The organism is Streptomyces davaonensis JCM 4913 (assembly GCF_000349325.1).
Lineage (GTDB): Bacteria > Actinomycetota > Actinomycetes > Streptomycetales > Streptomycetaceae > Streptomyces > Streptomyces davaonensis.
The window spans coordinates 1,848,658-1,861,829 of the sequence record NC_020504.1 but is presented as its reverse complement, the minus strand read 5'-3'; the positions used below and the strand labels follow the sequence as shown (position 1 = coordinate 1,861,829).

Here is a 13,172-nt window from a genome sequence, read left to right as displayed (position 1 = left end):
GATGCCGCAGGCCCGCGATCTTGCCCAAAAGAATTCCGGGCAGGCGTCAGCTACCGGCGCGCGCCGCCATCCGGGCCTTGCGGGCGGCCAGCTTCTCGTCGAACTTGGCGGCCTCCGAGTCCAGGCCGCCCATGAACAGACCGAGTTCGTCCTGCGCCTGCTGACCCTCGGGGCCGAGGCCGTCGATGTCCATGATCTTCAGGAAGCGCAGCACCGGCTGGAGCACGTCGTCGTGGTGGATGCGCAGGTTGTAGACCTCGCCGATCGCCATCTGCGCGGCGAACCGCTCGAAGCCGGGCATGCCGTGGCCGGGCATCCGGAAGTTCACGACCACGTCCCGCACCGCCTGCATGGTCAGGTCGGGGGCGATCTCGAACGCGGACTTCAGCAGGTTCCGGTAGAAGATCATGTGCAGGTTCTCGTCGGCCGCGATGCGGGCCAGCATGCGGTCGCAGACCGGGTCGCCGGACTGGTGGCCGGTGTTGCGGTGCGAGATCCGGGTGGCCAGCTCCTGGAAGGCCACGTAGGCGACCGAGTGCAGCATCGAGTGCCGGTTGTCCGACTCGAAGCCCTCGCTCATGTGGGCCATGCGGAACTGCTCCAGCTGGTCAGGGTCCACCGCGCGCGAGGTCAGCAGGTAGTCGCGCATCACGATGCCGTGCCGGCCCTCCTCGGCGGTCCAGCGGTGCACCCAGGTGCCCCAGGCGCCGTCCCGGCCGAACAGGCTGGCGATCTCGTGGTGGTAGCTGGGGAGGTTGTCCTCGGTGAGGAGGTTCACCACCAGCGCGATCCGGCCGATGTCGGTGACCTTGGACTGCTCCTTGTCCCAGGCCTCGCCGTCCTCGAAGAAGCCGGGGAAGTTGCGGCCGTCGCTCCACGGCACGTACTCGTGCGGCATCCAGTCCTTGGCGACCTTCAGATGGCGGTTCAGTTCCTTCTCGACCACTTCCTCGAGCGCGTAGAGCAGCTTGGCGTCGGTCCAGGCCGCGGACGGGCTGCCGAGGTGCGGGGAAGTGATCGTCACGGGAACTCCAGGGGACGTAACACGAGCGGAAGCGGACCGGTGAACGGTCGGGTGAACCTACGGGATCGTAGGCTACGAATCCGTAGGTTACGAAGCCGTAGGTTAAGAGTGGTGTAAAGATCGCTGATCAGGGCGTGTTCCCGGGGAGGTTGAGGGCATGCCAAAGAGCCCCGGGAATCGCAGGTCCCGGGGCTGGGTGAGTGACGGTGTCACCCGGTCAGGCGTACAGCTCCCGCATCCGCACCGAGAGACATGTCACACATCCTTCGAGTTTCTCGAACTCGCTGATGTCGACCACCACCGGCTCATGCCCGAGATCGCTGAGCAGCTCCGCGGTCTTCGGCGCGCTCGCCGAGATCAGCAGCTTGTGTTCGCCGAGCAGCACGACATGGCCACCGGCCTCCTCGGGCACCGACAGGAAACGCGGGAACAGCGACGGCCGGTCGATCTTCGGGATGTGCCCGATCACCGTGCCGTCCGGCAGCGCGGTGACCGCGGACTTCAGATGCAGCACCTTGCTCACCGGTACGGCGACCACCCGCGCCCCGAGCGGTTCGAAGGCGGCCCGCACCTGCTGGACCCCGGCCGCGTTGGTGCGCCCGCCGCGGCCGACGTAGATCGTGTCGCCGACCTTCAGGACGTCGCCGCCGTCCAGGGTGCCCGGCTCCCAGATCCAGTTCACCGAGCAGCCGAGCGAGGCGACCTCCTCCTCCACGGCGGCGGTCTCGGGGCGGCGGGCCTCGGCGCCGGGGCGGGTGATCAGCGCGACGTTCTTGTACATGACGACGGTGTCCTCGACGAACACCGAGTCCGGGCAGTCGTCGGCCGGTTCCACCTCGACGGTCTCCCAGCCGTGGGTGCGCAGTGCCTCGACGTAGGCCTCCCACTGCTCGGTCGCCTTGTCGACATCGACCTTCTCCCGCTCGATGTGCGTCACCATCCCCTCGGCGAGACGCGGGCTGGGGCGGCGGACGAGGGCCTTCTTGCTGGGCACGGGACACTCCGAATCGGCGACAGGTTCCGGTACCCGTTCATGGGGCACCGATCCACCATCATCCTGGCCGGAACCAGCTGGACAAAACCCTCGTCACCAGGCTGTGGCCCTCCTGAGATGCTCCGCGGTGAAGGATCCCCGGATGTCGAGGAGTACCCGTGAAGATCACTTCCCCGCCGTCGCATCGAGGTGTGACGGCGGGGACGACGTCAACGCGCTACTGCCCTCACGGCTGAGCGGGATACCCGACCGCCTCTTGGGTGATCTCCTTCAGTTCTCCGTCGAGCAGCAGCCACCGGGTGATGCCGATCGACTCCAGGAACGGCAGGTCGTGGCTGGCCACGATCAGCGCCCCCTCGTAGGACTCCAGGGCCGTGGTGAGCTGCTTCACGCTCGCCATGTCCAGATTGTTCGTCGGCTCGTCCAGCATCAGCAGCTGCGGCGCGGGCTCGGCCAGCATCAGCGCGGCCAGCGCCGCCCGGAAGCGTTCGCCGCCGGAGAGCGTCGCCGCCTTCTGGTCGGCGCGGGCGCCCCGGAACAGGAACCGGGCGAGCCGCGCCCGGACCCGGTTGTTGGTGGCGCCCGGCGCGAACCGGGCCACGTTCTCCGCCACGGTCCGCTCGCCGTCGAGCACATCGAGCCGCTGCGGCAGGAACCGCATCGGCACATGCGTCCGCGCCTCGCCCGACACCGGCTGAAGCTCCCCGGCGATGGTGCGCAGCAGCGTGGTCTTGCCCGCGCCGTTGCGCCCGATCAGCGCGATCCGCTCCGGCCCGCGCAGATCGAACCCACCGGCCACCCGCGCCCCGTACGCCAGCTCCAGATCCAGCAGCGTGAGCACCTCCCGGCCCGGCGGTACGGCCGTGTAGGGCAGATCGACGCGGATCACGTCGTCGTCCCGTACGGCCTCCACCGCCTCGTCGAGCCGGTCCTTGGCCTCGGCGAGCCGCTCCTCGTGCATGATGCGGTGCTTGCCCGCGGACTCCTGCGCCGCGCGCTTGCGCGCTCCCATGACGATCTTCGGCTCGCGCTTCTGGTCCCACATCTTCTGGCCGTACCGCTTGCGGCGGGCCAACTTGACCTGGGCGTCGACCAGTTCACGCTTCTGCTTCTTCAAATCCGCCTCGGCGACCCGCACCATGCGCTCGGCCGCATCCTGCTCGACCGCGAGCGCCTCCTCGTACGCCGAGAAGTTCCCGCCGTACCAGGTGATCTCGCCGGAGCGCAGATCGGCGATCTGATCGACGAGGTCGAGGAGTTCACGGTCATGGCTGACCACGACCAGCACCCCGGGCCAGGAGGCGACGGCCGCGTACAGCCGCCGACGCGCGTACAGGTCCAGGTTGTTGGTCGGCTCGTCCAGAAGCAGCACGTCCGGCCGGTGCAGCAGCAGCGCGGCCAGCCGCAGCAGCACCGACTCGCCGCCCGACACCTCACCGACGGTGCGGTCCAACTGGATGTGCCCGAGGCCGAGTTCGCCGAGGGTGACCAGGGCGCGCTCCTCCACGTCCCAGTCGTCGCCGACCGTCTCGAAGTGCTCCTCGGCCACGTCACCGCCCTCGATGGCGTGCAGGGCGGCCCGCTGCGCGGCGATGCCGAGCGCCTCGTCGACCCGCAGCGCGGTGTCGAGCGTGACGTTCTGCGGGAGGTAGCCGACCTCACCGGCGACCCGGACGCTGCCGTCGGCGGGGGGCAGCTCGCCGGCGATGAGCTTCAACAGGGTCGACTTCCCGGACCCGTTGACCCCGACGAGCCCGGTGCGGCCGGGGCCGAAGGCGGTGTCGAGGCCCTCGAAGACGGGGGTGCCGTCGGGCCAGGTGAAGGCGAGGGAAGTACAGGTGATGGAACTTGACATGCGGGCCTCCGCGGTTGCTCGAAGCGATCAAGGGCAAGCGCGTATCGAGACACTTGCGACCCGCGGGCGAGGCCTCAGGGACATGGGGAGCATGTCGGGCATGAGAAAAGCCCTGTACCGGAGGACGGCTCGTACGCCGAGGTCGCACGCTGCGCACGCACCTCACGGGGTGCGACGCGGTGTCTCATGACCTCAGACGAGCAACGGCCTTCTCCAATCGGCGGCAACAGGACCGTTCTACACCGTAGGAGAGGGCCGGAAGGGTGTCAACGCAATTAAGCGGCGTCCCGCATCAGCTCCGCCAGATCGTGGTCCAGGTCGAGCTGGAGGTGCTCAAGGCCGACCGGCACGAGTGCGTTCGTGGCGTCCAGGAAGCGGCGCACCTCGCCGGTGCGGACATGGATGACCGCCGTGCCCTCGGGGGCGTGGAACTCCAGGACGGTGCGGTCGTAGCCGTACGGGCGGGCGCGGACGTCACCCTGGCCGACGTTCTCCGTGAGTCCGGAGGCGAGGAGTTCACGGCTGAACGTCCAGCACACGTCGACGCCCTCCAGGGTGGCCGGGGCCGGGAAGGTCATCCGGACGGCGAACGGGTCGCGCCGGTCGTAGTGCAGCGTGGCGGGAATGTTCGGCATCCGCGGCGCGGCGGCGACGAGACGGGCCTCCACGGGCTGCTCGATGACGTAGGACAACGCCTTGCTCCCTTGCTACGGCTGGGACGGGGCCGGGCGGATGAGGCCGGGCACTGTTAGAGACGACGGAAACGGCCGATCCGTGCACAGGGAGGGCGAGTGACCTCTGTCACCGCTTTTCATGCACCGGAGCGACGTCGTTCTTCTCCCGGTTCCGCGGAGGCCGTTCGGGGCTGCCGAGGCCATCTGGACGGCGTCGTGCGCGTGGGCTAGCTTCGCCCGCCATGAGGGCCTTGGGGAACACGCGACGCTGGGGACGCATGGTTCGCACGATGGCCGCGGGGGCGGGGTGCGCGGCGGTACTGGCCGCGCTGACGGCCGCACCCGCGCGGGCGCACGAGCCCGGACCGGCACACGGCGGGTCCGCGCACTGGGAGCTGAAGGACACCGGCAGCCCCGCGGTCCGCTTCCGGGGGCTCGCCGCCGTCAGCCGGAACACCGCCTGGCTGGCCGGGAGCGCCGGCACCGTCCTGCGGACCACGGACGGCGGCGCGAGCTGGCGTAACGTCTCGCCCCCGGGCGCCGAGGAGCTTCAGTTCCGGGACGTGGAGGCGTTCGACGCGCGCCGGGCCGTGGCGCTGGCCATCGGCGAGGGGGAGGCGTCCCGGGTGTATCGCACCGAGGACGGCGGCGCGACCTGGACCGAGGCGTTCCGCAACACCGAGCCGCGTGCCTTCTACGACTGCATGGCGTTCTTCGACCGTCGGCACGGGCTCGCGATGAGCGACCCCGTGGACGGCAGGTTCCGCATCCTGTCGACCGCGGACGGCGGCCGCAGTTGGACGGTCCTGCCCGACGACGGGATGCCCGCCGCGCTGGACGGCGAGGCCGGGTTCGCGGCCAGTGGCCAGTGCCTGGTGACGGCCGGGTCCCAGGATGTCTGGCTGGCCACCGGCGGCGCGGCACGCGCGCGTGTCCTGCACTCCGCCGACCGGGGACGCACCTGGACCGCCACCGACAGCCCCCTCCCGGCCGCCGACCCCGCGCGGGGCGTTTTCGGCCTCGCCTTCCGCGACCGCGCCCACGGGCTCGCGGTGGGTGGCGACTACCGCCCCGAGGAGTCCTCCCCGCAGGCGTCCGCCCGCACCACCGACGGCGGCCGCACCTGGCATCCCGCCGGGACTTCGGTGAGCGCCTACCGCTCCGGCGTCGCCTGGCTCCCGCACAGCCGCACCGCCGCCCTCGCGGTCGGCCCCACCGGCACCGACCTGACCACCGACGCCGGCCGCACCTGGCGGACCGTCGACACCGGCTCGTACGACACCGTCGACTGCACCCCCGACCTGAGCTGCTGGGCAGCGGGCGAGAAGGGCCGCGCGGCACGCCTGGAGAAGTGATCTCGAACCGGGGTACTCGGCTGCTGACGCGAAAGGAGTGAGCGCACATGCCACGCGGTTCGAGCCCCAAGCGGGAGCGGCAGTACGAGCACATCAAGAAGAGCGCGCAGGAGCGCGGCGAGAGCACCGCGCGGGCGAAGGAGATCGCGGCCCGCACGGTGAACAAGGAACGCGCCCGGTCCGGCGAGTCCAGGACGGCGAGCCGCACCTCGACCGAGGACATGTCGTCCGGCCGCAGGGGCGGCCTGCGGTCCGGCAAGGGCGCGCAGGGGCCCACCTACGATCAGCTCTACGAGGAGGCCAAGCGCCGTAACATCCATGGCCGTTCGGACATGAACAAGAGCCAGCTCAAGCGCGCCCTGGGTGGCAAGGGCTGACCCCGGGGCCCGTACGCTCGACGGCATCATGACGACCGTACGCATCCCCGCGGGCTGGCCCGCGACCGAGGAAGACGCCCGTGCCGTCCAGGACGAGCTGCGCGCCCGCGTGGTGCTGGACGAGCCGGGGCCGCCGCCCGGCACCGGGCAGGTCACCGGCGTGGACGTGGCCTACGACGACGAACTGGACGTCGTGGCCGCCGCGGCCGTCACCCTGGACGCGGCCACCCTGGAGGTCGTCGCGGAGGCGACGGCCGTCGGCCGGATCTCCTTCCCGTACGTTCCGGGGCTGCTCGCCTTCCGGGAGATCCCCACGGTGCTGGCCGCCCTCGATGCCCTGCCCGGCCCGCCGGGCCTGGTGGTCTGCGACGGCTACGGCCTCGCCCACCCCCGCCGCTTCGGCCTCGCCAGCCACCTCGGCGTCCTCACCGGCCTGCCCACCATCGGCGTGGCCAAGAACCCCTTCACCTTCTCCTACGACGAGCCCGGCGCGGCTCGCGGATCGGCGGTGCCGCTGGTCTCCGGCACCGAGGAGGTCGGGCGTGCCCTGCGCACGCGGGAGGCCGTCAAGCCGGTCTTCGTCTCCGTCGGCCACCGCGTGTCCCTCGACAACGCCTGCGCCCACGTCCTCGCCCTCACCCCGTCGTATCGCCTTCCGGAGACGACGCGGAGGGCCGATGCGCTGTGCCGGAAGGCGCTGCGGGCCGCCATCGAGCCGAACGAGGAACTCGCGGCACGCGCGCGTGCCGACCGGAGCCGGTCGTGGGGCCGGACGCTGTACGAACGGCAGCGGGACCCGGTGACCTGGGCGGGCCGGGTGCTCGCGGCGGCCGCGGGGGAGGGGCCCCGGTCCCCGGCGATCGAGGCCGTGCTGGCGATGGCGGCCGACCGGGACCAGTGGAGCCGGGGCACAGAACTCTTCGGCCGGGCGCGGGGCGCCGGAATCCATGCCGAGGACCAACTGCTGTTCCGTCTCGCGGAACTGGTGGCCAAGCTCGCCCACAACGCCGCGGGCGAGCCGCCGTACTACGACTATCACGCGGGCTGGGCGATCGGGCCGCTCGCCTGCCGGATCGCTGCGGCGTCCCCCGATCCCGCACTTCGGCACCGCCTCGAAGCCGCGCTGGGGGACTGGCCCCCTTCTGAGTACGTCGTCTGAGTACCCGTACGGATGTCCGCGCCCCGCCCGCTCGACAGGCTGGGCGCATGTCCTCCCACCGCATGGCCTCGCACCGTTCCCCGAAGCCTCTCGCCGACCCCGACCGTCCCGTCGAGCGGGTCGTGAACGCCGCGCTCGTCCTCGCCGCGCTCGCGGGGTTCGCCTGGATCTGCGGGATGCTCTACACCGTCGCCCAATGGCCGCTGTAGGACCGTCGGCCTAGGGCCTGTCGTCGAATTCCCGCCTGCCCGGCGACGCCTGGCACGCACGCTCGCCGCGTTGCCGAACCGCCCACGTGGCTCCGCCACGAGGGCGCTCCGGCGCCTTGCGATCGCACGCACCAGACGCCGCCGGGCCCGCCCTCCGGGCGGACGACGGGAATTCGACGACAGGCCCTAACGGCTCGCGGCCACCCGGAACACGATCCCCGCCCGCCGCAGCCGCTCGATCAGCGCGTCGCCCATCGCGACGGCCGTGGTGACCTGCCCGGCGGTCGGCGGGAGTTCGTCGAAGGCGAGGCAGAGCGCCGACTCGGCGAGCATCTTCGCCGTCTCGTCATAGCCGGGGTCGCCGCCCGAGACCTCGGTGAAGACCCGACGGCCCCCGCCCTGGCCGACGAAGCGGACCGAGAACCAGCTCTTCGCGCGCTTCTCCGGGCTCGGCCCGTCGCCGGGCCTCAGCCGGTCCGAGAGCCAGCGCCGGGCGGGCGGCAGCTGGGCCGCGGCGGCGAGCCCGCCCACGCCCACCACACCGGCCACGGCGACCGGCAGATGCCGTACCGCCGCGTAGTGGCGATAGCGGAAGTCGGGACCGTAGCGGTCCAGGGCCTTCGCGGAGCGGCGGACGATCTGCGGGTCGATGGTCGGCAGCGGAACCGCCCAGGCGCCGATCTCACCGGCGTACCGGGGCGCCCCGGTCGGGGCCAGCGCGCGGCGGCCCACCAGGCGCGGTTCGTGCCGGGCCCGGTCCCGGGCGGCGGCCAGCATCTGGCGCCCGCGCGCGAACTGGCCGAGTGCGGAGGCGAATGTGCCGCCGGAGAACATGGCGTCCGCGGTCACGAAGCCGTCCACGGTCAGGGGCACACCCTCGGGCAGCTGCCGGACCGTGAAGTACGCGCCCAGGTCGTGCGGGATCGAGTCGAACCCGGCCGCGTGCACCAGCCGGGCGCCCGTCTCCCGCGCGCGTGCGTCATGGCGGACGTACATCAGGTCCACGAACTCCGGCTCACCGCTGAGGTCCAGATAGTCCGTGCCGCTGTCCGCGCAGGCGGCGACCAGTTCCTCGCCGTAGCGCACATAGGGGCCCACCGTGGTGGCCACCACGCGCGCGTGCCGGGCGAGTTCGCGCACCGATGCCGGGTCCGCCACGTCGGCGCGGACCACGCCGACCTGCTCGCCGCCCGGCAGCTCCTCGCGCAGCCGCTCCAGTCTCGCCTCGTCGCGGCCCGCGATCGCCCAGCGCAGCCCGTCCGGGGCGTGCGCCGCGAGGTACTCCGCGGTGAGCTTCCCGGCGAAGCCGGTGGCCCCGAAGAGCACGATGTCGTAGGGACGGTCCGTCCTGCTCAGCCTGCTCATGACACCTCTTGTCCCGCACCACGCGCCGTTGTCGGTGGCCGAGGCTAGCGTGAGGTGTGCGGAGCCCGACGACCAGGCTGGGAGGCAGCGGATGGCCGTGGACCGGAACGCCCTGAAGAAGTGGGAGAAAGTACGCCAGTTCGCCCTCGGTATGCCCGGCGCCGAAGAGGAGTTCCCGTGGGGCGAGACCGTGGCGAAGGTCAACAAGAAGGTGTTCGTCTTCCTCGGCGTCGACGACGGCAGCTATCCGCTGGGCGTCACCGTGAAGCTCAAGGACGAGGCCGCCCACGCCCACGCGCTGACCTGCCCCGGCGCCGAGCCCGCCGGATACGGCCTCGGCAAGTCCGGCTGGGTGAGCGTCCCGCTGGAGCAGAAGGGCGCCCCGCGCGCGGAGCTGCTGTGCGACTGGGTGGAGGAGAGCTACCGCACCATCGCGCCGAAGCGGCTGGTCGCCGAGCTCGACGACCGCTGAGGCAGGGCGCCCCGTAAGCCACCCCGGTAAGGTCACTAAGCGCTTGCTCTTGTGCTCATTGGGGCAAGTTCCTAACATCCCTGGTGTTACATCAGTAGTGTCACACTTACCCTGGGGACCGGATGGCAAAGACGCCGCTGCACGGCCCGCTCACCGGCGTACGCGTGGTGGAACTGGCCGGAATCGGGCCAGGCCCCTTCGCTGCGATGCTCCTCGCCGACCTCGGCGCCGATGTCGTCCGCGTGGACCGGCCCGGCGGCCCCGGACTCGCGATCGATCCCGCGTACGACGTCACCAACCGCAACAAGCGCTCGGTGCTCGTCGACCTCAAGTCGCCCGACGGCGCCGCGCGCGTCCTCGACCTCGCCGCCCGCGCCGACATCCTGATCGAGGGCTACCGCCCCGGAGTCGCCGAACGCCTCGGCGTCGGCCCCGAGGACTGCCGGGCCCGCAACCCCCGGCTCGTCTACGGCCGGATGACCGGCTGGGGCCAGGACGGCCCGCTCGCCCAGCGCGCCGGCCATGACATCGGCTACATCGCGCTCACCGGCACCCTCGGCATGATCGGCGCCCCCGGCGAGCCCCCGCCCGCCCCCGCCAACCTCCTCGGCGACTACGCGGGCGGCTCCCTCTACCTCGTCGTCGGCGTCCTCGCCGCCCTGCACCACGCGCGCGCCACCGGCACCGGCCAGGTTGTGGACGCCGCCATCGTGGACGGCACCTCCCACCTCGCCGCGATGATCCACGGCATGCTCGCCGCCGGCGGCTGGCAGGACCAGCGCGCCGCCAACCTCCTGGACGGCGGCTGCCCCTACTACGGCACCTACGAGACCGCGGACGGCAAGTACATGGCCGTCGGCGCCCTGGAGCCGCAGTTCTACGACACCTTCCTCGACCTGCTCGGCCTCGACGGCTACGCCGACGCGCGCAAGGACTGGGCCCGCTGGGGCGAGCTGCGCGAGGCCGTCACCGCGCGCTTCAAGTCCCGTACCCGGGAGGAGTGGACGGCCGTATTCGAGGACTCCGACGCCTGTGTCGCCCCCGTCCTCACGCTCCGCGAGGCGCCGCACCACCCCCACCTCGCCGCCCGTGGCACGTTCACCGACCACGGCGGCATCACCCAGCCCGCCCCGGCGCCCCGCTTCTCCGCCACCCCGACCTCCGTCCGCTCCGGCCCCGCGCAGCCGGGTGCCGACACCGCGGACGTGGCACGCGACTGGGACGCACCCGACCTGATGAAGGGCCACGAGTCATGAAGCGGCGGATCTACTCCGACGAGCACGAGGCGATCCGCGAGACCGTGCGCAGCTTCCTCGCCAAGGAGGTGCTGCCGCACTACGAGCAGTGGGAGAAGGACGGCATCGTCTCCCGCGACGCCTGGCGCGCGGCCGGCAAGCAGGGCCTGCTCGGCATGGCCGTGCCCGAGGAGTACGGAGGCGGCGGCACCGACGATTTCCGCTACAGCGCCGTCATGGCCGAGGAGTTCACCCGCGCGGGGACGCCCGGTATCGCCCTCGGCCTGCACAACGACATCATCGGCCCGTACCTCACCTCGCTCGCCACCGAGGAGCAGAAGCGCCGCTGGCTGCCCGGCTTCTGCGACGGCTCGCTGATCACGGCCATCGCCATGACCGAGCCGGGCGCGGGCTCCGACCTCCAGGGCATCGCCACCCGGGCCGAGGACCGCGGCGACCACTGGCTGCTGAACGGCTCCAAGACGTTCATCTCCAACGGCATCCTCGCCGACCTGGTCATCGTCGTCGCCAAGACGACGCCCGAGGGCGGCGCGCACGGCCTGTCGCTGCTGGTGGTCGAGCGCGGGACGGAGGGCTTCGAGCGGGGCCGCAACCTCGACAAGATCGGACAGAAGGCGCAGGACACGGCCGAGTTGTTCTTCAACGACGTCCGGGTCCCGAAGGAGAACCTCCTCGGTGAACTCAACGGCGCCTTCGTCCACTTGATGACGAACCTCGCTCAGGAGCGCCTGAGCATCGCGGTCGCCGCCATCGCGGGCGCCGAGCACCTCCTGGAGCTCACCACGACGTACGTCAAGGAGCGCGAGGCGTTCGGCCGGCCGCTCGCCACCAAGCAGCACATCCGGTTCGAGATAGCGGAGATGGCCACCGAGTGCGCGGTGACCCGCACCTTCCTCGACCGCTGTGTCGAGGAGCACTCCGGCGGCGGACTCGACGCCGTGCACGCCTCCATGGCCAAGTGGTGGGCGACCGAACTCCAGAAGCGCGTCGCCGACCGCTGTCTGCAATTGCACGGCGGATACGGCTACATGAGCGAATACCCCGTCGCGAAGGCGTTCACCGACGGACGTATCCAGACCATCTACGGCGGGACGACCGAGATCATGAAGGAGATCATCGGCCGTTCCCTGCTCGGCTGAAGCCCTCCTGCTGGGCCGACCCTCACCGAAAGGCTTCCCTGTGAGCACCGAAGCGTATGTGTACGACGCGATCCGCACCCCGCGCGGCCGCGGCAAGGCGAACGGCGCCCTGCACGGCACCAAGCCCATCGACCTCGTCGTCGGGCTCATCCACGAGATCCAGGCCCGCCGGCCCGGCCTCGACCCGGCCGCGATCGACGACATCGTGCTCGGCGTCGTCGGGCCGGTCGGCGACCAGGGCTCGGTCATCGCCCGGATCGCCGCCATCGCCGCCGGACTTCCGGACACCGTGGCCGGCGTACAGGAGAACCGCTTCTGTGCCTCGGGCCTCGAGGCCGTCAACCTGGCCGCGATGAAGGTCCGTTCGGGCTGGGAGGACCTCGTCCTCGCGGGCGGTGTGGAGTCCATGTCCCGGGTGCCGATGGCCTCCGACGGCGGCGCCTGGTTCAACGACCCGATGACCAACCTCGACGTCAACTTCGTGCCGCAGGGCATCGGCGCCGACCTGATCGCCACCATCGAGGGCTTCTCCCGGCGCGACGTGGACGAGTACGCGGCCCTCTCCCAGGAGCGGGCGGCCACGGCCTGGAAGGAGGGCCGCTTCGAGAAGTCGGTCGTCCCGGTGAAGGACCGCAGCGGCCTGGTCGTCCTCGACCACGACGAGCACCTGCGGCCGGGCACCACCGCCGACTCCCTCGGCAAGCTGAAGCCGTCCTTCGCGGACATCGGTGACCTCGGTGGCTTCGACGCGGTCGCGCTCCAGAAGTACCACTGGGTCGAGAAGATCGACCACGTGCACCACGCGGGCAACTCCTCCGGCATCGTCGACGGCGCGTCGCTGGTGGCCATCGGCTCGAAGGCGGTCGGCGAGCGCTACGGCCTCACCCCGCGCGCACGGATCGTCTCCGCGGCCGTATCCGGCTCCGAGCCCACCATCATGCTCACCGGCCCGGCCCCGGCCACCCGCAAGGCGCTCGCCAAGGCGGGCCTGACCATCGACGACATCGACCTCGTCGAGATCAACGAGGCGTTCGCCGCGGTCGTCCTGCGCTTCGTGCGCGACATGGGCCTGTCACTGGACAAGGTCAACGTCAACGGCGGCGCCATCGCCCTCGGCCACCCCCTCGGCGCCACCGGCGCCATGATCCTCGGCACCCTCGTCGACGAACTGGAGCGCCAGGACAAGCGCTACGGCCTCGCCACCCTCTGCGTCGGCGGCGGCATGGGCATCGCCACCATCGTCGAACGCGTCTGAACACCCCAGCGGCCACAAGAGACTTCTACGGAGATCCC

At 71.3% G+C, this 13,172-nt stretch carries 12 protein-coding genes and 1 pseudogene; 8 read left to right on the top strand and 5 right to left on the bottom strand.

The window, feature by feature from the left end:
- Positions 1–46 precede the first annotated feature (46 nt).
- From BN159_RS08235 to ssgD, 4 genes are all read right to left on the bottom strand, one after another.
- Positions 47–1,024 (bottom strand): acyl-ACP desaturase, encoded by a 978-nt coding sequence (locus BN159_RS08235; protein WP_015656476.1) that lies wholly within the window; start codon positions 1,022–1,024, stop codon positions 47–49.
- Between the two features lie 217 nt (positions 1,025–1,241).
- Positions 1,242–2,018, bottom strand: coding sequence for a dimethylargininase (ddaH, locus tag BN159_RS08230; protein ID WP_015656475.1), 777 nt, complete (start codon positions 2,016–2,018; stop codon positions 1,242–1,244).
- 226 nt (positions 2,019–2,244) lie between these two features.
- On the bottom strand, positions 2,245–3,873 hold the full coding sequence (locus BN159_RS08225) for an ABC-F family ATP-binding cassette domain-containing protein (protein WP_015656474.1): 1,629 nt from the start codon (positions 3,871–3,873) through the stop codon (positions 2,245–2,247).
- Between the two features lie 275 nt (positions 3,874–4,148).
- Positions 4,149–4,565 (bottom strand): spore wall synthesis regulator SsgD, encoded by a 417-nt coding sequence (gene ssgD, locus BN159_RS08220; protein ID WP_015656473.1) that lies wholly within the window; start codon positions 4,563–4,565, stop codon positions 4,149–4,151.
- Positions 4,566–4,825: 260 nt separating this feature from the next.
- On the opposite strand from ssgD, the gene BN159_RS08215 reads away from it, so the two are divergent.
- From BN159_RS08215 to mmpA, 4 genes and pseudogenes are all read left to right on the top strand, one after another.
- On the top strand, positions 4,826–5,902 hold the full coding sequence (locus BN159_RS08215) for a WD40/YVTN/BNR-like repeat-containing protein (RefSeq protein ID WP_408055017.1): 1,077 nt from the start codon (positions 4,826–4,828) through the stop codon (positions 5,900–5,902).
- Between the two features lie 47 nt (positions 5,903–5,949).
- Entirely contained in the window at positions 5,950–6,279 is a 330-nt protein-coding gene (locus BN159_RS08210) for a hypothetical protein (protein WP_015656471.1), read from the top strand.
- A 28-nt stretch (positions 6,280–6,307) separates the two neighbouring features.
- A pseudogene (locus tag BN159_RS08205) lies at positions 6,308–6,988 on the top strand (endonuclease V); the annotation flags it as partial.
- A 512-nt stretch (positions 6,989–7,500) separates the two neighbouring features.
- The gene (gene mmpA / locus BN159_RS46135) at positions 7,501–7,647 is read left to right on the top strand and encodes a morphogenic membrane protein MmpA (protein ID WP_408055041.1); all 147 of its coding nucleotides are present in this window, start codon (positions 7,501–7,503) and stop codon (positions 7,645–7,647) included.
- A gap of 186 nt (positions 7,648–7,833) precedes the next feature.
- On the opposite strand, the gene BN159_RS08200 is transcribed toward mmpA, so the two are convergent.
- The gene (locus tag BN159_RS08200) at positions 7,834–9,012 is read right to left on the bottom strand and encodes a saccharopine dehydrogenase family protein (protein ID WP_015656468.1); all 1,179 of its coding nucleotides are present in this window, start codon (positions 9,010–9,012) and stop codon (positions 7,834–7,836) included.
- Positions 9,013–9,103: 91 nt separating this feature from the next.
- Here BN159_RS08200 and BN159_RS08195 point away from each other — a divergent pair, with 91 nt between their 5' ends.
- The 4 genes from BN159_RS08195 to BN159_RS08180 all read left to right on the top strand — a co-directional run bounded on the left by BN159_RS08195 (position 9,104) and on the right by BN159_RS08180 (position 13,134).
- Positions 9,104–9,484 (top strand): MmcQ/YjbR family DNA-binding protein, encoded by a 381-nt coding sequence (locus BN159_RS08195; RefSeq protein ID WP_015656467.1) that lies wholly within the window; start codon positions 9,104–9,106, stop codon positions 9,482–9,484.
- A 122-nt stretch (positions 9,485–9,606) separates the two neighbouring features.
- Positions 9,607–10,740 carry a CaiB/BaiF CoA transferase family protein gene (locus BN159_RS08190; protein WP_015656466.1) on the top strand — a complete coding sequence of 378 codons (1,134 nt, stop codon included), beginning with the start codon at positions 9,607–9,609 and terminating at the stop codon, positions 10,738–10,740.
- Entirely contained in the window at positions 10,737–11,879 is a 1,143-nt protein-coding gene (locus BN159_RS08185; protein ID WP_015656465.1) for an acyl-CoA dehydrogenase family protein, read from the top strand. The genes BN159_RS08190 and BN159_RS08185 overlap by 4 nt, the downstream gene beginning before the upstream one ends.
- Positions 11,880–11,919: 40 nt before the next feature.
- Positions 11,920–13,134 carry an acetyl-CoA C-acetyltransferase gene (locus tag BN159_RS08180; protein ID WP_015656464.1) on the top strand — a complete coding sequence of 405 codons (1,215 nt, stop codon included), beginning with the start codon at positions 11,920–11,922 and terminating at the stop codon, positions 13,132–13,134.
- The last annotated feature ends 38 nt before the right edge of the window (positions 13,135–13,172 follow it).